Raw genomic sequence first — 20351 nt, forward strand, 5'->3', positions numbered from 1 at the left:
CTACCGATTGCGCTGTGCCTTTGAGCGCTGACCTTCATCCCAAGGAGTCCCACGATGCCCACCCTCAATATCAACGGCAAAGACACGGCCGTGGATGCCGACGAATCCACCCCCATCCTCTGGGCCCTGCGCGACACGCTGGGCATGACCGGCACCAAGTTTGGCTGCGGCCAGGCGCTGTGCGGTGCGTGTACCGTGCACCTGAACGGCGCGCCGGTGCGGTCCTGCATCACGCCCATCTCGGCGGCGGCAGGCCAGAAGATCACCACCATTGAAGCCATTGCCACCGACGACAAGGTGGGCAAGGCAGTGCACGCCGCCTGGGTCAAGCACGACGTGGCCCAGTGCGGCTACTGCCAGAGCGGCCAGATCATGAGCGCCACCGCGCTGCTCAAGGGCAAGAAGAAGCCCTCCGACGCCGACATCGACGCTGCCATGGCCGGCAACGTGTGCCGCTGCGGCACCTACGTGCGCATCCGCGCCGCCATCCACGACGCTGCCAAGACCCTGGCCTGATTGAAGGAGACCACCATGCACTTCGAACCCCATGCCCTGCAGGGCCAGGCACAACATTTCATGCCAAAACACCTCCAAGCTTTAGTGGATAAAGCGCAGGGCGCTATGAATTCAGGAGCTTTTGATGCGTCGGAAGGTGTGGCTCGCCGCACCTTCCTCAAGGTGTCTGCGGCCTCGGGCTTTGCGCTGGGCGCGTTTCCGCTGGTGTCTGCTGCGCAGGGCGCAGCCGCTGCGACCCCAGCTGGCCTCAAGCCGCACGAGCAGCCCTCGGCCTTTGTGCGCATTGATGCCGATGGCACCGTCACCGTCACCATCAACCGGCTGGACTTTGGCCAGGGCGTGCAAACCGGCCTGCCCATGATCCTGGCCGAGGAGCTGGATGCCGACTGGAGCAAGGTGCGCAGCGTGCACGGCGACGCCAACCCGGCTTATGCCGACCCTGCGTTCGGCATGCACCTCACGGGCGGCTCCAACTCCATCAAGAACTCGTACACCCAGTACCGCGAGCTGGGCGCGCGCACCCGAGCCATGTTGGTTTCGGCGGCGGCCGCCCAGTGGGGAGTGGACGCGTCGGCCCTGCGCACCAGCAACGGCTTTGTGGTCGGCCCCGGTGGCAAGAAGCTGGGCTACGGTGCACTGGCCGAAGCCGCCATGAAGCAGCCCGTGCCTGAAAAGGTCGCACTCAAGGACCCCAAGCAATTCCGCCTGATCGGCAAACCCACCGGGCGGCTGGATGCCAAGGCCAAGTCGAGCGGCCAGCAGGACTACGGCATTGACGTGCGCCTGCCCGGCATGTTGACGGCCGTGGTAGCCCGCCCGCCCGTGTTTGGTGCCAAGGTGAAGTCCCTGGACGACAGCGCCGCCAAGGCCATCAAGGGCGTAAAGGCCGTGCTGCGCGTGCCCACCGACCGGGGCGGCGAGGGCGTTGCCATCGTGGCCGACGGCTACTGGCCCGCCAAGCAGGGGCGCGACGCCCTCAAGGTGGAGTGGGACACCAGCGCGGTCACCAAGCCCGACACCACTGCGCTGCTGGCGCAGTACCGCGAACTGGCCGCCAAGCCCGGCAATGTGGCCATGCAGGCCGACATGGCGCCGCTGGCGGGTGCACCCCACAAGATCAGTGCCGAGTTCGTCTTCCCGTACCTGGCGCACGCGCCCATGGAGCCGCTGAACTGCACTGTGAAGCTGGACGGGGACAAGGCCGAACTGTGGATGGGCACCCAGATGCCCGGCCTGGACGCGATGGCCGCCGCCAAGACGCTGGGTCTGCAGCCGCAGAACGTGAAGGTCAACACGCAGATGGCCGGTGGCGGCTTTGGCCGCCGCGCCATCCCCACCAGCGACTACGTGGTGGAGGCCTGCGGCGTGGCCAAGGCGGCCCACACCGCCGGCATCACCGCGCCCGTGCGCACGCTGTGGAGCCGCGAAGACGACATCAAGGGCGGCTATTACCGCCCCATGCAGGTGCACCGTGCCGAGATCGGCTTTGACGCCAAGGGCAAGATCCTGGCGTGGGACCACACCATCGTCGGCCAGTCCATCACCAAGGGCTCGCCGTTCGAGGCCTTCATGATCAAGAACGGCATTGACGCCACGGCCGTCGAGGGCATGAAAGAGCCGTACGACGTGCCGATGAAGCTGTCGGTGCACCACCCGGATGTGAACGTGCCGGTGCTGTGGTGGCGCAGCGTGGGCTCCACCCACACGGCCTACGCCATGGAGACACTGATCGACGAAGTGGCCCGCACCACCAAGCAAGACCCCGTGGCCTACCGCCTGGCCCTGATGGGCGACAAGCACCCGCGCCACAAGGCGGCGCTGCAACTGGCCGTCGCCCAGTCGGGCTACGGCAAGAAGAAGCTGGCCGCAGGCCGTGCCTGGGGCGTGGCGGTGCACGAATCGTTCGAGTCGGTGGTGGCCTATGTGGTCGAGGCCTCCGTCAAAGACGGAACGCCCAAGCTGCACAGCATCACCGCAGGCGTGCATTGCAACCTGGTGGTCAACCCCAAGAGCGTAGAAGCCCAGGTGCAAGGCGCCGCGCTGATGGGCCTGGGCACCTGCCTGCCCGGTGCAGCCATCACGCTCAAGGACGGTGTGGTGGAGCAGAGCAACTTCGGCGACTACGCCGTGCCCCGCATCACCGACATGCCGCAGCTGACAGTGCACATCGTGCCCAGCGCCGATCCGCCGAAGGGCATGGGCGAACCGGGCCTGCCGCCGCTGGCGCCGGCGTTTGCCAATGCCATCGCGCAGATCACAGGCAAGACGCCGCGCGAGCTGCCGTTTAAGTTGGGTTGATAAAGCTTGTTGGAATGAGAGCGCCGGGTTTGGGAAAACCCGGCGCTTTTTTTATGCCCCATCCATCTGCTTCAGTTCGGTGTCGACCATCGCATTGCTCTGGCTGTGTTTTGGCGCGCAGCTTTCGGCCTACTTCAAGCGGCAGGGAATTGGCTGCAATGCAGCGATTGCTGTCATCCAAACCGTGCCATCTAAGGCGCATTATCGGGCAGGAGCTGCCGCTGACGGTTTGAGAAAGCACTCGCTGAATGTTTGCATTCACTGGCAGCAGCAGGCCCTGAGTTCGCATGACGAGTCAAGCGCCTTAGGCTTTGCTCCATTTGCCATCCGGTTTACTGCGTCGGTATCGCGTTTGGACGATAGCGCGGCTCCTATATCCACGAGCTTCAGAGTATCTGGTCACAACGATGCCGAGCACTCTGCGATTAGTCCTCTGAACCAAAGCTGGGCGGGATGCGAGCCATTGCGCCGACGCAAAATCAGGTCAAATGCGATTTCAGGCAATGCGATCAGAGGCTGAAAAAACGCCAACTGGCGACCAGCCGGCGCCGGGCATGCTCGTCCGCCCCGGTCAGGCTAGCCGCCTTGCGGCCACCGCTTCAGGAAGAGCGTGTCTTGCCCATAACCAGAAGGTTACGATGAAAAGCCTCCTCGCTCTGCTGCTGGTCAGCGCCTGCTTCCAGGCGCAGTCCGCCGCCCTACCTCCCTGCGACAAGGCGGTGCGTTTCAGTGCGGCTTGGTTCGCCGACCCGGAAGTGGACAACGCCAAACCGGCCGCCGAACTGACGAAGATCGGCGCGGGCGCCGGCCGCAGCGGTACGCAACTCGGCCACGTCGTTGTCGAGACCAAGCTGGCGGTGATGCCGCAGACCAGTTGCCAGGGCGTCGTCGTGCGGCTGGATTACACCAAACCGGTGCTGCGCGTAGCCAGCGAGATCCCGCCGGGCAGCTGTGCCTATGCGCACGTGATGAAACACGAGCAGACGCATGTGCGTATTCACCGCGACATCGCGCGCCAGTTCCGCGAGCTGGACTATCCCTGGGCCTCGGGCAGCAGCAGCGCGGGCGTCCTGCTCTACGCAAAACAGGAACTCGACCGCCTGATGCAAGCCCAGGTGCTGTTCGACAACCCCGAGGAGTACGCCCGCAACTTCAGCGCGTGCGGTGGTGAGATCGGGCGGCTGGTGAAGCCCGCGGCATCTACCAAGTCGGGGAAGACATCGGGTTAGGCAACCGCCCTCCGCGAGGGCTGATTGGTCGCGCCTTGGGCTGGACCAGACTGATGCCGATGGTCAGGCTTGCTGCCGCCGACACCGGAGTGAGCCACCGCGCCGACCTTCGACTGCGCCCCTTTTTCCGCCCCCGCACCCAACAGGCGTGTGGGGATAGAGGCACTCGCGTGGCTCACGGGGTCGTCGGCACATGAGTCAAAAGTGGCTTACTTCTAGCCGACATCTTCGAGCGCAACAGCCTGAACGACGCTCGTTGTCCGGAGTGCTGCAAGTGAGGGGCGCTTAGCCCTGCCCGCCTTCAGGCCGGTTGTTTGAGGCGCACCCACAATGAAAGTGCAATGCCCACCACCGAAGCTACGCCCGTGACCGCCCAGGTGAAATGCCAGCCGCCCGCCAGACCCGCTACCCAGGCCACAAGCGGTGGACCCAGGAACTGGCCACAGGCTGAGCACTGCTGTACCCATCCCATCGTGGTGGACACCGTGTGCTCGCTGGGCGCCACCCGTACCGCCAGGGCAAACAAGGTGGCAGGAATCATCCCACCCACCGCCGAAAACGCCACCACAGCAGCGAAACGAAGGATCGGGCCATCTCCACCCAAGGGGCTGAATGCCACCACCGTGGCCAATGCAGTGCCGCCGAAGCCGATGACTAACAGATGGTGCGTGCGCCAACCCGCCCGCATCAAGCCACCGGCCACTAGGTTGCCCACCACGTTGGCCGCGCAGGCCAGTGCGGTCAACGCACCGGCGGCCACGCCGCTGACACCGGCCTGCATGTAGATGGAGGGCAGAAACCCGATGACGGCCAACCACTGGCAGGAGTACATACCAAAGGCCACTGCCACCACCCAGGGCCCGGGACTGGCCAGTGTCATCCGCAGCCGCCTCACCAGAACCAACACCGCAGGAGATGGGGGGGCAGTGTGCGGACGGGCCACGGCGGCTCGCCGGGCATCCGGCCCAACGGCCCAGGCCAACCAGAGCCCCGCGCAGCCCGCAACTACCCCCAGCAGCCCCCACCAAGCCTCCCAGTTCCACCAGGCCATGACCACAGGCCCCGTCAGAAGCGCCAGAGCAACGCCAGCGGGCATGTAGGCACCCCACAGCCCCATGAAGGCAGGCAGCCTCGCAGCAGGCACTAACTGCCGCATCAAGCTAGGCGCTGGGAGCACAACACACAGGAAACCCAACCCCTCCAGCGCCCGCAATGCGAGCAGGTCGGAAGGCTGGCGAGCCCACACTCCCGCCAAACTGGCGAAACACAATACGAAAAGCCCACACAGCATGGTGCGCCGTAGGCCGAAGCCATCGGCCAGCGCCCCGACCAGAACGCCCAGAAGCATGCCTGCCAGTTGGACCGCCGACAGCAGGAAACCTGCCTCGACCAGCGAGACCCCCAACGCATCCCCCAACACGGCAATGGCGGGTGGAATTTTGCCGATGTGCACGGCGGCAGCGAGGCCCGCCACAAAGACAGCGATAGGTGCGCGCAGCGAAAAGGAAATCAACGATCGCATTGCTTCAAGGCCTGGATACGGAAGGGGGCGGCGGACACGCAGTCGTCGTCCACACGATAGCAGGCAGCACCGCCACTACGAAACACCGCCGTCACTGGTGAGGCGTGTCATTGATCGGGCAGCCCCGGCCCAGCGTCGCGCTTGCAACAATCGCGGGCAGCGACGCATTCCACACCGACCACGCCGAGCGAATGACCTGTAGGCTTTGCGGCGCTCCAGGCCCCCCCGATTGGCGCACTCGCGCTGCGCCAGCTTAAAGAGTTAATCGTTGCCATCCGATCGCTGACATTTCGGGGAGCCCTAGTCCACGCGGCCCTGCCCGCCGAGTGACTTCGCGCCCTTTTTAATTATTGGTACCCCAAAAGGGCATCCCACACGCGCATCTGGGCGATCTTGGGCACCGTACCGAACGCGATGGACGAAGACGCTCCAGTGCCAATCAGCGCGGAGTTCGCACTACCGCTGCCGTAGCCTGGCCAGGCGGTGCCGTCCGCAAAAGTAGCAGTCCCGCTCTGGGCGAAGGTGGTCACAGCGCTCATCAAATGTCGACTGAGCTGCTGCTCTGCTGAGCCCGACCCGACTTTTTGACGGTAGTAATCAAGCCCATACGTGCCGAACAAGAAGGGCAACTCTGCACAATGTGGCACGCCCCGCCCCGGGGCTGGCAAGTCATGCATGAAGGTTCCATATCGCACGTTGGCGCCTTGCTTTACAAGACTGTCAGCATAGCGGACGCAGAAGTTGCGCAGGTTGCGATCACCGTTGATTTCAACCCACAGGTTACCCGGTGCTGAGGAGCGACCTTCGGCCAAGGCAGCATCCTGATAGGCAGCTATCACCTGGGAGGCCCGACTCGCAGAACCAGAAAGTGGCGCGACGAGGGCTGTGAGCGCCTCAATGGAGGAAGGCAGCGGAGCTGTGAGCGAGGCCTGCGTTGCTGGGTCGACTAAGTCAACAAAAAAAGATCCCTCGGTAAGCGTGTTCGTGATCAGCACCGGTACACGCTGGGGCCATCCCACCCGAGTCCAATCGGCGAACACGCTCTTCCCGTCCATCACGGGTGACGCCTTGACGCCAAAGCCGGATCGGAATGTAGCGGGCAGCGGTTGAGCGTTCAATGCCAACTCGGCCGCATGCAATGTGGCCGCAGGGATGCCCAACAACCCTTTGGGTGTGGTCTTGAGGGTCGTGGCTAGCAGTTCGGTGTAGCTGGCCGCGTCTTGAAGGGAGAACCCTGCAGGCGCCGCAATACCGGCAGAACTGAACAAAACAGCTTTGTGCAGCCACTGGCTCCAGACGGGATGCTGCGCAATCAATGCCGCGTTGACAGCGCCCGCCGATTGCCCTGCGAGGCACACGTTGCCTGGGTCCCCGCCGAAACGAGCAATGTTCTCGTGCACCCACCGCAACGCGGCCGCCTGATCCTGCAGGCCCCAGTTCGCAGCAAGTCCGGTTTCAGGATCTGTGAAATCTGGGTGGGCCAGGCTGGACATTGAACCCAAGCGGTAGTTGACCGTGACGACAACCAGTCCCTGCTCAGCGAGCCTCTGCCCGTCCATCAGGGGCATGCTGGTCGCGCCCGTGCGCCACGCACCGCCATGGAGCCACACCATCACGGGGGCCTTGCTGACGTCGCGAGGTGCCCAGATGTTGAGAGTGAGACAGTCTTCACTCTGCGCTTCAGGTTGCGTGTAGATCCAGGTCACATTCGCAGGGAGCGTCTGCAGGCTGGCAGGACCAAATGCTGTGGCTGGGGTCACCTGCGCTGTTGTGGGTGCATAGGGCTTTGGCGATTGAAACCGCAGCGCTCCAATAGGCGGACGCGCATACGGAATGCCTTTGTATACCGTCGTACTACCAAGCATAGTTCCGCTGAACTTACCGGATGTGGTGTCCACCACGGGCTTTTCATCGCCTCCGCCACCGCACCCTATTAACGAACCGGCAAGTGCCCCGGAGGAAACCTGTAGAAAGATCCTTCGCGTTGTCATCATGTCTCCTGGAATAGTTGGTCTAGATGTCAGTTGCTGACAAACTTATGCTAGATAACCAACCTTGCGGTGGCGAGACTCAGTGGTAGAACACCCCGTTGCAAAAACAGGCACATCGAAGAAGGCCTGGGCTGCAGCAACCTATGGCAAGCTGGGATTTGCACAGCGGTAGAGCTTGAACCTCAGGCGCACGCGTTATTTGCACAACGACGATGACGGATGGACCTAATGGACAACGTGTTGCTGGCTGTGGAAGACCTTCTGAGTTTTGTAGAGGTAGCCGACGCAGGAGGCTTCACCGCTGCCAGCAGGCGCACAGGCATACCGAAGTCGCGATTGAGTCGTCGCGTGGCGGCTCTTGAATCATTCCTTGGGGTTGCCCTGCTGCACCGCTATGCACGGCGGTTTGAATTGACCGATGTAGGGCAACGCATTTTTCTACATGGCCAGGCGGTGCGAGCTGAAACGCAAACGGCTATCTCCGTCGCACGTGAGAGCCTGGAGAGTCCCTGGGGACAACTACGGGTGGCTTGCCCAGCAGCCATTGCGGCATCCCTTGTTGGCCGAATAGCCCTGCAATTCAGCGCTCGCTATCCTCGCGTCACCCTGTCACTTCAAACCACGGACGGTCGTTTGCGCCCCTTGGACGACACAGTGGACCTCGTGATTCAGCCGACCACACAGCCTCTGACGGACTCCAGCCTTGTCGCCAGACGGCTGGCAACGGTCCCCTATGGGTTGTATGCAAGTCCAGCGCTCGTTACAGCGCTCAACATCCCGGAGACACCATTGGCACTATCCCGCTGCGCTGCTGTGGGCTGGAGTATTACTGCGTCACTGGCTCGCTGGACACTGATCGGCCCCCAGAACGAAAGTGCGGACGTTGAGCTGGACGTGCGCTTTGTGAGCGACAACCTGCTGTTGAACCGAGACGCAGCGCTTCAGGGGTTAGGGGTTGTGCAGCTTCCGAGGATCATGGCGGCCAGCTTTGTCGCGAGCGGACATCTGCTTCAGGTAGCGCCCGACTGGGTTCCCCCCGCGATGCACATCTACGCCCTTTATCCGTCGCGCCGCCACCTAACGCTGGCGGGCCGCTGCTTTCTGGATATGCTGGAAGACGGAATGAAAGATGTAGGAAGCACTTCAGGTCAGCCGCACTCGGCGTGAGTCAGCGATGCATCTATCGTGAGTGAGGTAAGCCGCAATAGCGGCCATCTTCGCGCCTGCGAGTACGCCACGATGAAGGTTCTAGATCGGCGTCGGTGGGCATTGCATTTCAGCTGAGCGAACGCGCCTTTGCGATTTGCGCACACGCGCTGGAGTCCGGCGCTACCCTAGCTGTGCCCGATGCACAACGCCCCCCCCGCCTTGAAGATAACCCCCTGGTGCCGGGCATGCGGCATGGCGCTTTTATGTCTGCGTGCCGCTCGTCGCGCCCGAGGAATGATCTGAAGCCAGCGCCCGATCGAAGTGAACTCGACAGCGTCGATGCCCTGCAAGCGCCGGGGGCCTACAGGCCTGGGATGAGTGCAACATTGGAGGGAAGGGTGGTTTAGTCAAGGTACCGTGTCATCGGCAGACACGCGATAAGCGTTCGGTCATGCCGTCTAAATGACCACCGATCAACCTTGACGATTGCCCCCTGACTACGCTGGCTATGTCAGTTCTTGAAGGCCAGAACATTGAGCGGCGATGTTCTTCACCGTCTGCTCCTGATCGCAGCCGTCGTTCGACGACTGCAAGTTGAGCGGCAGCAACCAGCCTATAGCGGTATCCGATCTCTCTCAACACCTTTGTAATCCGGAAAATGAAGACGCTTCAATTACCGTGCTTGGAAAGCATGCAAATCGGGGCAGGACCCGTGGCCAATTCTGCTTTTAGATTGCGGAGATTGTTTTGACAATCATCGCCTGTTGTGCGCGGTCGCCAATGGTGGGTGTTGCGCCATGTGCGTGGCGGCGTTCAGTACTTTAGGTTCACCCCCAGATCGCCCAGCTTTTTCGCAAAAGAGTCCCTGCGTTTTGCCGCCTTTGCCGCTGTTTCTGTGGCGGCTTGTATTGCCTTGGGGCCCTTGTTCGCAGCCGCTTGGATCAGTCCGAACTTGTGAGCGGCATCTGCCTCGGCCCGCTTGAATGTGGCAATCAGTTCAGCATGCGCAATGGTTGGATTCACATCGGCTCCTGTATCGATCAGCGCTGTCACGCTTAAATTTGGACGTTGGCGCGAAGCAAGGCCGTTCTCAATTCGCGCGTGGCCGGTTTGGAAATATCCACCTTTTGCGCCGCCAGATCGAACGAAGAGCCTGGCTTGATGCTGGCGGGCAGTATCTTTTTGGCTGGAAGCTTGGCAGGGTGGGTGCCTTTACCCGGGCACATGCGAACGGAAAACCCGAATTCTTCGAGCAGGCCTTTTGCATACAACTCCGCCAATTGATGAAACGATACGAAGGTGGAGCGTTTCACGTCTTTGAGTCCGGGCTGGCTGACGTCGCGAACGAGCTCGAATTTGCCCAGTGAATCGCGCTGTGTATCAGTGAAAGGATGCAGCAAGAAAGTCTGGCGAACGCCATCCTTTTTAGACACCAAAGTGTGCTCGACGGCTATATCGGTTAGCAGCATATTTTTTCTATCTCCGCGAGTTGCGGTTTGCACGGCCGCATCCGCCGGCGAGCCTCACCCAAAGTCGCAGATTTTGTTTTCGAACCCCGTCACCGGGGAGCACGATGCGGTCAAAAATCGCCCGCGGGGCGGGGACTTTAACTGAAGGGCCGCCCATGGCAGGTCCATAGTGCACGGCAAACACACCGGTTCGGGCCAAAAACTGCCTGCCAATGGTGGTCGAGTGAAAGTTCGAAATCAGCCCAAGGCCGTCTGTGGCGCTGCAGACCATTACTAATCAATGAAAAGTGCTGCTAGCGCTTTTCCGATAGGTGCTGACTGCTATCAATATTGAAGTGATCAACAGGATTTTTGCCTGCGCCGCCATCACTTCATTTCAAACTACGCTGATGGCGCTTTGCTCCCCAGCTTGATCAGGCCCCCGCAGGGAAGCGTGCGCCGCAGTCCGCTACGGTGCTCGGCGGTCCATGAGATGCTCTGGCCCCAGCGCTGCGCAGGAGGTGGCGCCCAGCATTGCCAAGTTGCGGTCCACCTCGGCGCGCAATAGATCGATGGCCGCTGTAACGCCTGCCTCGCCGTCCACTGCTGCTGCGTAGTTGAAGGGCCGCCCCACAAACACTGCCTGCGCGCCCAGCGCCAGGGCCTTGATCACGTCGGTGCCCCGGCGGATGCCGCCGTCCAACATCACTGTCATGCCGCTGCCAGCCTGCTCGGCAATGGCGGGCAGCACGCGCAGCGGGGCCACGGCGCCATCGAGCTGGCGACCGCCGTGGTTGCTGACGATGATCCCGTCCACCCCGTGCTGGCGGGCGAGGGCGGCATCCTGCGGGCTGAGGATGCCCTTGACGACCAGCGGGCCGCGCCACTGGCGGCGGATGTGGGCGATGTGGCTCCAGTCAAAGTGGTCACGCGCGGCAAAGTCGCGCTGTATACGTGAGGACAGGATGGGCGCGCCGCGCTCGGCAAACGAGTTTTCAAAATGCGGCATGCCGTGGTGTGCCAGCGTGCGCAGCAGTGTGCCTGCCAGCCAGCGCGGGCGCACCATGCCGTCCCACGCCAGGCGAAGGCTGGGGCGCAGCGGGGTGGAGAAGCCCGCGCGGATGTTGTTCTCGCGGTTGCCCGCCACGGGGATGTCCACCGTCACTACGAGGGTCTGCACACCGGCCGCGATCACGCGCCACAGCAAGGCATCGATGCGTTCGGGGGTGCCGGGCAGGTAGGCCTGGAACCAGGTGCCGGGGGCGGCGGCCATCACTTCTTCCAGCCGGATGAGGGAGCTGCCGCTTTGCACAGCCGGGATGCCCGCCGCTGCCGCCGCACGGGCGAGCACGATGTCGCCCCGGTAGGCCGATAGCGCCGCGATACCCATGGGCGCGATGCCAAAGGGGCTGGCATAGCGCTGGCCGAACAGGGTCACGCCCTGGTCGCGTTGGGCCACGTTGCGCAGCACGCGGGGCACGAGGGCGATCTCGCGGAACGCCTGGCGGTTGTCGTCCAGGGCCAGGTTGTCTTCCGCCGCCCCGGCCACGTAGCCAAAGATAGGGCGGGGTAGCACGCGGCGGGCAGCGGCTTCAAAGTCGTCTAGCGACAGCAGATGGGACGTGCGGCCACTGCGATGCGTTCCGTTGAAGGCGCTCCAGGCATTGGTGGGGGGCTGTTGGGGCGTGGTGGAGGGGGTGGGCATAGCGTGACTCCAGGCAAGAGCTAACGAGGGCTGGAAAGCAGTGTCCTGAAACCGCAATAATCAAGAAAGCGAATTTATTGCTAATAATTTGTTCTCCAAATTGAAAATACATTCACGACATGACCCTTAAGCAGCTCGAAGCCTTCTACTGGGCCGCCACCTGCAGCAGCTTTGCCATGGCTGCGGAGCGGGTGCACCTGTCGGTGTCCTCCCTGTCTAAGCGGATCGCCGAACTGGAGGCATCGCTGGGTCAGGTGCTCTTTGACCGCGCCGGGCACCGCGCGGCTTTGACGGAGTCGGGCACGCGACTGCTGCCCCTGGCGGGCGCGTTGCTGCAGCAGGCAGACCGTTTGCAGCAGGACATGGGTAGCACCACCGGCCTGCGCGGCCCCTGCCGCCTGGGGGTGGGCGAGCTGACGGCGATCACCTGGCTGCCGCGCCTGGTGGAAGCCCTGGCGGCGGTGCACCCGACACTGGAGGTGTCGGTGCACGTGGATGTGGGCGCTGCCCTGGCAGAGCGGTTGGACAAGGGCGAGCTGGATGTGGCCGTGATCGCCGGCCCCGCCAGCCGCAGTGCGCTGACCTCGGTGCCGCTGGCGCATGCGCGCTTTGCCTGGTGCGCTGGCCCTGGCGTGGCGCACGGCCTGCGCCAGATGGATGCCGATGCGATGCAGTCGCAACCGCTGGTAACGCTGCCGCAAGGCTCGGGGGTGACCCACCTCATCGACGACTGGCTGCGGCAGGCCGATGCACGCCCCGCGCGCAGATTGGTGTGCAACCACTGGGGCGCCATCGTGGGCTTGCTCGCACAGGGCAGCGGCATTGGCCTGCTGCCCGAGGGCTGGGCGCAAGCCCTGCACGCCAGGGAGGTGTTGCAGGTGTTGCCCAGCCCTGCGCCGCTGGGGTCGCTCGGCTATGCGTTGCACAGTCGGCGTGATGACCTGCGGCCGCTGGTGAGCATGCTGCACGGGCTGGCAGCGCAGCATGCGGATTTCACGGTGGCGAGTGGCGCGTTCTGAACTGCACCGTCGCAACCGTCACTTGAAAAACCGTAGGCATTCGGGGTGTACTCGGCTCAAAGCGGCTGCACAGGCCCGCTAGAACCTGACACCACTTGTCCGACAAAGCCAAGCCACCCTGCAGGGGGTTGGCATCGTGAGGTCGTGCTCACCGCTCAGCCGTTCGGTCGTTTTCGCATTTGCCCCATCCCCAACGTTGCAATGCAGCAAGCAACGAGCATTAGCGCCCATTGGCCCAATGTCGGGATAGACGTTGCCACGGGGGCCGCAACGGCTATGCTAAAACTCTGGGTGGTGGTGGCCTTAGTCTGACTGGCCAACGTTTGTGTTGCGCTGTTGTCAGTCACGGTAACGGAGAAAATCGATGTCCCTGCCGTAGTGGGTGTGCCTGAGATCACGCCGGTTGTCGGATTGAGACTTAATCCGTCGGGCAGGCTACCGCTGACACTGAACGCAAACGGCGGGAGGCCGCCAGAAATGCCAATTGGGACGTTGTAAGCCTGTCCTACCGTAGCTTGAGCCAAAGGAATCGTCCCCGAAGTGCCGCCTACAAAAACCAAGTCTGCTCTAGGGGTGACCGAATTGCTCTGCACAGATGGCTGGCTATTTCCCACAGCGTTGGTCGCCACAACGGAAAAGGTATAGGCCGTTCCGTTGTTTAAATTCGGGACGTTGCACGTTGTGGCGGGCGGTGCCCCGCTCACCGAACATGTTCCGCCAGGTAATCCGGTGACTAAATACGCAGTAATGGGCGCTCCTCCGTCGTCGCTGGGGGCCGACCAAGAAACTGTAGCTTGCGCGTTGCCAGGCGTCGCCACGGCGTTGGTGGGTGGAGCCGAGGGTGCTGCAGTCGCGCAGGTCACTTGCAGCGAGGAAACATCGCCACCAGACAACGTTCCAGATCCATTGATGACAGAACAAAACTGTGCTGGCGTTGTCGGCTGCGATGCCACAGTCACGGAATAGCTCGCTCCATCTGCCATGGCAGGAAACTGGAATGCGCCATTGCCGGTGATCAATAAGTCGTTGGCTCCGTTGAGTTGCAGTTTCAAGCCAGTACCGGCAAGTCCTGATACCGAACCGCCCACGATGTATGTGGGAGGAAGACACAGTGAACTGACATTGGAATCGACCCAATTAGATACCGTGCCGGTCAAGGCAAAGTTATTGAGTGTTCCTGGTGCTGAGCCTACGCCATCTGTCAAAGTGGTGACACCGACATTGTTACCATTGGCCGCACCTGCGTCAAAGGAATAGGAATGCGAGGCGCTAGGTGGGTAAATGCACTGCGTGCCAGCACGCAGAATCTGTGTCTCGGACAGCGCAGAACTGTATATGGCCATCCGGTCCAGGCTGCCTGCGAAATATTGCGCTCCCCCTGAACGCGATCCCAACGCCATTTGGCCGTCGATGCCTGTGGAACTCGATCCTCCGCTAACTCCCGGAGCCTGCACCCCGTTCACAAAGACAGAAAGAGACTGGTCCGTAGATTTCCACACCACCGCCACGTGAACCCAACTGCCCGAAGCCCCTATGGGGTTGACGGTTGCGACGGAGCGGGTCAAGCCGTTGGCAACAACATAAGCATAGATCGTTTCACCGGTATTGCGCGCGATCGAGACGTAGTTGGAACTATTTTGCTGCGCAAAGAGAATTCGCTGGAAGCTGGAAGTGCCGCCTAGACGGACCCAGGTCAAGATTGTGAAATCGCTGCTGGCAGGGTTTTGAAATGGCGCCGGCACGGACATGCTGACATAGTCATCCACGCCATCAAACGCCAAAGCGTTATCCGGCCCCGCGGGCTGGGCGCGAGCCTCTGTGTACAGGCAAGCAAGCAATACCAGCAAAGTGGCGAAAAATCGAACAGTTGAGGGAAGTACCATGAACACATTCTCCGGCTCAGTCATACAGGTCACTGATTCCGGGGAGCATTCCATCCAGGGGCCTAACTTTTGTCAATCCGCTAAACGGGTGAATTGACATTTTGGCAACCACTGTTTAACGCGCGAATGCGTCGAGCTGGCCCGAGGAATTCCTCCTTTTTATCGACTGAAGGAGAACATCAGGGTTTCATCCCGCAGGCGCGAAAAATGTTGGAATGGGAACATGGTTGCATCATGAAATAGTACGATTGCGACGTTGACTTCCGCCATGCTCCAGCACATACCTACCGTCCTCGTTCTCGCTTCCGGCCGGGGCGAGCGCTTCCAAAAATCGGGTGGAAGCATTCACAAGTTGCATGCCTCTTTGGCCGGTAAAACTGTGCTGCAGCACACGTTGTCAGCTGTTCGCGCCAGTGGTTTACCATGGCACGTGGAAGATGCAGGCCACCCAGGCATGGGGGATTCCATTGCCGCTGCGGTAGGCGCTACGGCTGATGCGCCAGGCTGGATGGTTTTGCCCGGAGACTTGCCACTGATCCGTCCTGACACCCTGCGCACCATTGCTGAGGCCCTTGCCGACTGCACCGTAGTTATGCCTGTGTACCAGGGCGAGCTCGGTCACCCAGTTGGGTTTTCGGCCGCATGCTTGTCCAGCCTGTTGGCGCTGACCGGCGAGCAGGGCGCCGCCCGTGTGGTGCGCGCGCAGGCGCAGCAGGGCAGGGTACGGCAGGTGGAGGTGGATGATGAAGGCACAGTGACCGACATAGACACCGTGCAAGACCTGGAGCGCGCCGCGCAGTTGCTGGCGGCGCGCGGGTAACGGCGACGAAGGCCGCTTTATTTGGAAGCAATCACCGCGCAAGCCAGGCGTGGTCCTGCGTTGCCGGTGGGTTGGGTCTTGTAGTCGTCGGGGTCGCGGTGAACGATCAAGCCCTTGCCGACGATGTTGTTGTCGGTGGAACCCACGCGAATGGTTTTCGACTCGAAGTTGAAGGTGGCAACACCGTTGGCATCGGCCTTGAGGCTGGGTAGATCACCCGTGTGGTGATCGCCGGCACCGTGGCTGCCATGCGGCTTGCCGCCAGGGTTGAAATGGCCGCCAGTGCTCATACCATCACCGCTGCTGCAGTCGCCTTTTTCGTGCACATGGAAGCCATGTTCCGCGCCTGGCTTCAGACCGCTGATGCTGCCCGATACCTTCACCACGTCGCCCGATTGCACAAAGGTCACCGTTCCGGCGGCGGTGTTGCCGCGGGTGGGCTCAAGTTTTGCGGTCGCGCTGGGGCCCGACGAATACGCAGCACAGCCCACCAGAGCGAAGGACGCGACGGATGAAAGCACAAAAGCAAAACGAGTGTTCATGACTCAAACTCCTTGATACGTTGAAAGAACGCGGTATTGAACCAGTTGCCAGGGGGCCATCGGCCAGCCAGCACCCTATGTATGCAGCAAAAGAGTGCACTATGCCTCTTTTTGGGCCAAGGCGATCAACCGAGCCAAAGCCCTGTCGTGGATGCCGTGCTTGCGCAACTCGTCATAGGTGGCCTGGGCGTAGTCGCGGGTGGTGCCGTAGCGTCCACAGGCCTGCTCGAAAATGCGGCAGTATTCGTGGTCGGGTAACTCGCCCGTGTGGTTGGGACTTTTGCGCGACAGGGTAAAGGCCAGCGCCCGCACCGGGCCATGGGGCGTGTGGCACACCAGCCAGCGCGGGTCGTAGACAGCGGTGACCATCTCGCGCTGCCACAGGTTGATCATCACCTGCCGTGCGTACGCCTTGTCCACGCGAAACACCATGCCCCGGCAGCTTCCGCCCGACAGCATGCCGAACACCAGCCCCGGGCACTCGGGCGTGCCGCGGTTGATACGGCTCCACATCTTGAGCGCCCGGTGCCAGCCGTGGACCTTGGCCGGGCGCCGCTCGACGTAGTCAAAATCCGGTCGCCAGATGAGCGACCCATAGCCAAAAATCCACAGGTCCTGATGGCCACCCCATTCCTGGAGGGCACGCTCCAGCATCGGCGCCGGGTCTCGCAGTGGGGCGGGCAGATTCGTCATGCCTTCACTCTACAATCGAAAGCTTTGCTGCAAGCGGCCGGGGCCTTGTTTTCGCAACGCCTGCATTGGCCGTCCAACCACTTTATTCATCACTACAGGGATCTTCCATGTCCAGCTCTGACGACGATAGCCAACAACGTTTTGCCCTCGGTTTTCTGTTTGCACTGATTGCGTTGGTGATCTCCGTGGTGGTGGGCACCGTGGTGGTCAAGCGTCTGGGCGCCAAAGCACCGGTCCGGCCTGCCGCCGTTGCAGCCAGCAACACGCCCGCAGCACCCGCCGTAGCCGTGGAAGAAGATATTGCCAGCGTGCGCGTGGAAAACGGCGTGGTGAAGTTCTACTTTGCCACCGCCAAGGCCGAACTGGCCGCGGGTGCCAACGAAGCCCTGGCCGACGTGGTCAAGGGTGTGGCTGAAGGCAAGAAGGCCGTCATTTCCGGCTTCCACGATGCCACGGGCGACGCAGCACTGAATGCAGAACTGGCCAAACAGCGCGCAGTGGCCGTGGCCGAAGCGCTCAAGGCCCTGGGCGTGGCCGAAGACAAGGTGGAGCTGAAGAAGCCAGAAGAAACCACCGCGACCGGCAGCAACGCCGAAGCCCGCCGCGTGGAAGTGACGCTGGGCGCCCTGTAAGCGCCGCCTGCTTCTCCAACAAAAAACCCGGCGCTGCCGGGTTTTTTTGGGCCAAATGGCCGCATGCGTTAGTGGAATATGCGTCAATAGCTATCTATTTGATAGCAAATATTACCGCAGGCCCTGGCCGCCTGCGCCTTCGGCGCGCTGGATCAACTCGATCTTGTAGCCATCGGGGTCGGTCACAAACGCGATCACCGTGGTGCCGCCCTTGACCGGACCTGCTTCGCGCGTCACGTTGCCGCCCGAGGCCTTGATCTTTTCGCACGCGGCATACGCATCGGGCACGCCCAGCGCGATGTGGCCGTAGGCCGTGCCCATGTCGTAGCTTTCCACGCCCCAGTTGTAGGTCAGCTCGATCTCGGCCTGGTGGGGGTTACCGCCCTCAAAGCCCAGAAAGGCCAGCGAGTATTTGTACTCGGGGTTCTCGGACTGGCGCAGCAGTTGCATACCCAGCACCTGGGTGTAGAAATCAATCGAGCGTTGAAGGTTGCCAACGCGCAGCATCGTGTGGAGGAATTTCATCCCTTCGATTGTGCAGGCAGATCGAAAACCAGACAGGTGGTGGTGGCGTGGGCATACAGCGTACCGTCCGGCCCCACCAGGCGCGCCTCGGCCGTGGCCAGCTGGCGCCCGCTGTGGATCACCCGGCCCTCGGCGCGCACGCGCTGTACCTTGGGCGTGATGGCCTTGACCAGGTTGATGCCCAGCTCGGCCGTGGTGTAGCCGCGCCCAGGTTCCATGCGCGTGTGGATGGAGCAGCCCAGGGCGGAGTCGAGCAAGGTGGCAAACCAGCCGCCATGCACCGTGCCCATGGGGTTCAGGTGCTCTGCGCGGGGTGTGCCCTGGAAAATGGCCGTACCTTCTCCCACTTCGACGATCAGGAAATCCAGCGTCTTGGCAATGGCCGCGTAGGGCAGCTCACCCCGCAGCATGGCCTGCATCTGCTGCAGGCCGTTCAGGTGAGCGATTTGCTCGCGGCGGGCCACGCCCGGACCGGGGCCTGCATCCAGCGTGGCCAGGATGTCGCGCTCCTGTGCCAGCCAGTCTTCAAGGTGGTTGTGCTGTGTCATGGGGTGTCCTGGTTGGTAGCGGGGTTGAAATGCATGAGTTGCATATGCAATTATTGCAGATACAATCAAATCCATGCAAGCCAACCCATCCACCCTGGCCCCTGTGCTGCCGCAGGGCTGCACCAACTTCAAGCTGCGCCAGCTGATGCGCCGCGTGGCCAACCACTACGACGCCGAAATGGCGAAATGTGGACTCAAGACCACGCAGTACTCGCTGCTGTCGCATGTGCTCAAGCTGGGCCCGATTCGCCCGGGTGATCTGGCCACGGAGATGAAGATGGATGCGTCCACGCTGACCCGCAACCTGCGCCCGTTGGTGGATGCGGGCTGGGTGACGCTGAGGGCGGGCACGGACGCACGCAGCCGCCTGGTGCACATCACCGACGCAGGCCGCGACAAGCGCGCGGAAGCGCAACGCCACTGGAAGGCCGCACAACTGGCGCTGAACGAGGCACTGGGCGTGGAACGCGTGATGGCTTTGCACGCGTTGGTGGACGACTCGCTCGATCTGCTGGCTGCACTGCCAGTGCAGGAGACTGCGCATGACGAATAACCACACCCCGCAGGCGACGGCAACCAAGCCCGCCGCACCGCTGGCCCTGTGGCTCGTGCTGCTGGCGGCCGCAGGCGCCTTTGCACTGACCATGGGCACGCGCCAGACTATGGGTCTGTTCCTGTCCGCACTCAACACCTCCACGGGCCTGGGCATCGGCAGCATCAGCCTGGCGTTTGCGTTTGGCCAACTGTGGTGGGGGCTGACCCAGCCGTTTGCCGGGGCTGTGGCCGACCGCATCGGCACGGGTCGTGTGATCCTGATCGGTGTGGCGCTGGTGGCGCTGGGCACCTTCATCACGCCGTATATGACCACCACGGCCGGGTTGATTTTTGCGATTGGCGTGTTGGCCGCAGGCGGCGCAGGCATGGCTGGGCCGTCTGTGCTGATGGCGGCCACTGCCCGGCTGGTGCCTGTTCAAAAGCGCGGGCTGGCCAGCGGCATCGTCAACGCGGGCGGCTCGTTCGGGCAGTTTTTGATGGCGCCCATCGCCATCAGCCTGACCGCCGCCGTGGGCTGGGCCAGTGCGATGCAGTGGCTGGGCGTGCTGGTGCTGCTGGCGCTGCCGGCGGTGTGGGTGCTCAAGGGCAACTCCAACGCCCTGGCGGCACAGGCTGCTGCGGTATCCGGCCAGAAGGCATTGACCGCGCGCGAGGCCATTGCCCAGGCCCTGGCCACACCGAGCTACCGGTATCTGGCGGCAGGCTTTCTGGTGTGCGGCTTTCACGTGGCGTTCCTGGCCACGCACTTGCCCGGCGTGATCGCAGCGTGCGGGTTGGCGCCCGAAGTAGGGGGCTGGTCGCTGGCGGTGATCGGGCTGTTCAACATTGTGGGCAGCCTGGCCATGGGCTGGGCGGTAGGGCGCTGGCGCATGAAGTCGCTGCTGTCGCTGCTGTACGCCACGCGAGGTCTTGCGGTACTGATTTTCCTGTTTGCTCCCAAGACACCGGCCGTGGTGCTGGTCTTTGCCGCCGTCATGGGCATCACCTTCCTGTCCACCGTACCACCCACGGCCGGACTGGTCGCCAAGATGTTTGGCACGGCCAACATGGCAATGCTGTTCGGCATCGTGATGCTGTCGCACCAGATTGGCGGATTCCTGGGGGCCTACCTGGGCGGCAGCGTGTTCCAGGCCACCGGCAGCTATGACTGGGTCTGGTACATCGACATCGTGCTGGCCGTGGGCGCAGCGCTGGTCAACCTGCCGATCCGAGAAGCGCGCGTGGCGCGCCCCGCCGCCAAGGCGGCCTGACCAACCACCTTCTCTCCACGAAAGCC

General features: G+C 62.5%; 19 protein-coding genes. 9 read left to right on the top strand and 10 right to left on the bottom strand.

From position 1 onward, the window contains the following. The first annotated feature begins 54 nt into the window (after nucleotides 1-54). The 3 genes from ATF69_RS10480 (at nucleotide 55) to ATF69_RS10490 (ending at nucleotide 4043) form a co-directional block, all read left to right on the top strand. Nucleotides 55-516 carry a (2Fe-2S)-binding protein gene (locus ATF69_RS10480; RefSeq protein WP_146870888.1) on the top strand — a complete coding sequence of 154 codons (462 nt, stop codon included), beginning with the start codon at nucleotides 55-57 and terminating at the stop codon, nucleotides 514-516. Nucleotides 517-621: 105 nt separating this feature from the next. Beyond that, nucleotides 622-2814: a xanthine dehydrogenase family protein molybdopterin-binding subunit gene (locus ATF69_RS10485; RefSeq protein ID WP_425291772.1), complete on the top strand. Its 2193-nt coding sequence runs from the start codon at nucleotides 622-624 to the stop codon at nucleotides 2812-2814. A gap of 638 nt (nucleotides 2815-3452) precedes the next feature. Beyond that, nucleotides 3453-4043, top strand: coding sequence for a hypothetical protein (locus ATF69_RS10490; protein ID WP_146870890.1), 591 nt, complete (start codon nucleotides 3453-3455; stop codon nucleotides 4041-4043). A 301-nt stretch (nucleotides 4044-4344) separates the two neighbouring features. Here the strand turns inward: ATF69_RS10490 and ATF69_RS10495 are convergent, their stop codons facing one another. Together ATF69_RS10495 and ATF69_RS10500 are read right to left on the bottom strand one after the other, a co-directional pair. Further along, nucleotides 4345-5565: an MFS transporter gene (locus ATF69_RS10495; protein WP_146870891.1), complete on the bottom strand. Its 1221-nt coding sequence runs from the start codon at nucleotides 5563-5565 to the stop codon at nucleotides 4345-4347. 347 nt (nucleotides 5566-5912) lie between these two features. Further along, nucleotides 5913-7463: a carboxylesterase family protein gene (locus ATF69_RS10500; RefSeq protein ID WP_244303701.1), complete on the bottom strand. Its 1551-nt coding sequence runs from the start codon at nucleotides 7461-7463 to the stop codon at nucleotides 5913-5915. 321 nt (nucleotides 7464-7784) lie between these two features. Here ATF69_RS10500 and ATF69_RS10505 point away from each other — a divergent pair, with 321 nt between their 5' ends. Next, nucleotides 7785-8723 carry a LysR substrate-binding domain-containing protein gene (locus tag ATF69_RS10505; RefSeq protein ID WP_146870892.1) on the top strand — a complete coding sequence of 313 codons (939 nt, stop codon included), beginning with the start codon at nucleotides 7785-7787 and terminating at the stop codon, nucleotides 8721-8723. Nucleotides 8724-9518: 795 nt separating this feature from the next. Here the strand turns inward: ATF69_RS10505 and ATF69_RS10510 are convergent. The 3 genes from ATF69_RS10510 to ATF69_RS10520 form a co-directional block, all read right to left on the bottom strand. Then, nucleotides 9519-9758 (bottom strand): hypothetical protein, encoded by a 240-nt coding sequence (locus tag ATF69_RS10510; protein WP_342212240.1) that lies wholly within the window; start codon nucleotides 9756-9758, stop codon nucleotides 9519-9521. 2 nt (nucleotides 9759-9760) lie between these two features. Beyond that, entirely contained in the window at nucleotides 9761-10174 is a 414-nt protein-coding gene (locus ATF69_RS10515) for a hypothetical protein (RefSeq protein WP_146870893.1), read from the bottom strand. A 448-nt stretch (nucleotides 10175-10622) separates the two neighbouring features. Beyond that, entirely contained in the window at nucleotides 10623-11858 is a 1236-nt protein-coding gene (locus ATF69_RS10520) for an alpha-hydroxy acid oxidase (RefSeq protein WP_146870894.1), read from the bottom strand. A 119-nt stretch (nucleotides 11859-11977) separates the two neighbouring features. Between ATF69_RS10520 and ATF69_RS10525 the strand changes: the two genes are divergently transcribed. Continuing rightward, nucleotides 11978-12877: a LysR family transcriptional regulator gene (locus ATF69_RS10525; protein ID WP_146870895.1), complete on the top strand. Its 900-nt coding sequence runs from the start codon at nucleotides 11978-11980 to the stop codon at nucleotides 12875-12877. 155 nt (nucleotides 12878-13032) lie between these two features. Here the strand turns inward: ATF69_RS10525 and ATF69_RS10530 are convergent, their stop codons facing one another. Then, complete coding sequence (locus tag ATF69_RS10530; RefSeq protein WP_158641482.1) at nucleotides 13033-14784, bottom strand: IPTL-CTERM sorting domain-containing protein; 1752 nt, start codon at nucleotides 14782-14784, stop codon at nucleotides 13033-13035. Nucleotides 14785-15028: 244 nt separating this feature from the next. Here ATF69_RS10530 and ATF69_RS10535 point away from each other — a divergent pair, with 244 nt between their 5' ends. Continuing rightward, nucleotides 15029-15580, top strand: a complete 552-nt coding sequence (locus ATF69_RS10535) for a nucleotidyltransferase family protein (RefSeq protein ID WP_056744854.1) — start codon at nucleotides 15029-15031, stop codon at nucleotides 15578-15580. Nucleotides 15581-15597: 17 nt separating this feature from the next. Here ATF69_RS10535 and ATF69_RS10540 read toward each other — a convergent pair whose 3' ends face one another. Together ATF69_RS10540 and ATF69_RS10545 are read right to left on the bottom strand one after the other, a co-directional pair. Beyond that, complete coding sequence (locus ATF69_RS10540; protein ID WP_056744856.1) at nucleotides 15598-16122, bottom strand: superoxide dismutase family protein; 525 nt, start codon at nucleotides 16120-16122, stop codon at nucleotides 15598-15600. Nucleotides 16123-16221: 99 nt separating this feature from the next. Further along, the gene (locus ATF69_RS10545; protein WP_056744859.1) at nucleotides 16222-16815 is read right to left on the bottom strand and encodes a gamma-glutamylcyclotransferase; all 594 of its coding nucleotides are present in this window, start codon (nucleotides 16813-16815) and stop codon (nucleotides 16222-16224) included. A gap of 107 nt (nucleotides 16816-16922) precedes the next feature. Here ATF69_RS10545 and ATF69_RS10550 point away from each other — a divergent pair, with 107 nt between their 5' ends. After that, nucleotides 16923-17447, top strand: coding sequence for an OmpA family protein (locus ATF69_RS10550; protein WP_108498628.1), 525 nt, complete (start codon nucleotides 16923-16925; stop codon nucleotides 17445-17447). A gap of 111 nt (nucleotides 17448-17558) precedes the next feature. On the opposite strand, the gene gloA is transcribed toward ATF69_RS10550, so the two are convergent. Together gloA and ATF69_RS10560 are read right to left on the bottom strand one after the other, a co-directional pair. Beyond that, nucleotides 17559-17972: a lactoylglutathione lyase gene (gloA, locus tag ATF69_RS10555; protein WP_146870897.1), complete on the bottom strand. Its 414-nt coding sequence runs from the start codon at nucleotides 17970-17972 to the stop codon at nucleotides 17559-17561. Beyond that, entirely contained in the window at nucleotides 17969-18520 is a 552-nt protein-coding gene (locus ATF69_RS10560; RefSeq protein ID WP_056062768.1) for a PaaI family thioesterase, read from the bottom strand. The genes gloA and ATF69_RS10560 overlap by 4 nt, the downstream gene beginning before the upstream one ends. A gap of 73 nt (nucleotides 18521-18593) precedes the next feature. Between ATF69_RS10560 and ATF69_RS10565 the strand changes: the two genes are divergently transcribed. Both ATF69_RS10565 and ATF69_RS10570 read left to right on the top strand, forming a co-directional pair. After that, nucleotides 18594-19073 carry a MarR family winged helix-turn-helix transcriptional regulator gene (locus ATF69_RS10565; RefSeq protein WP_099730267.1) on the top strand — a complete coding sequence of 160 codons (480 nt, stop codon included), beginning with the start codon at nucleotides 18594-18596 and terminating at the stop codon, nucleotides 19071-19073. Next, a complete protein-coding gene (locus ATF69_RS10570) occupies nucleotides 19063-20325 on the top strand; it encodes an MFS transporter (RefSeq protein ID WP_146870898.1) in 1263 nt (420 codons plus the stop codon). Before ATF69_RS10565 ends, ATF69_RS10570 begins: the two co-directional genes overlap by 11 nt. The last annotated feature ends 26 nt before the right edge of the window (nucleotides 20326-20351 follow it).

The organism is Acidovorax delafieldii, from assembly GCF_007993815.1.
Classification (GTDB): Bacteria; Pseudomonadota; Gammaproteobacteria; order Burkholderiales; family Burkholderiaceae_C; genus Acidovorax; species Acidovorax delafieldii.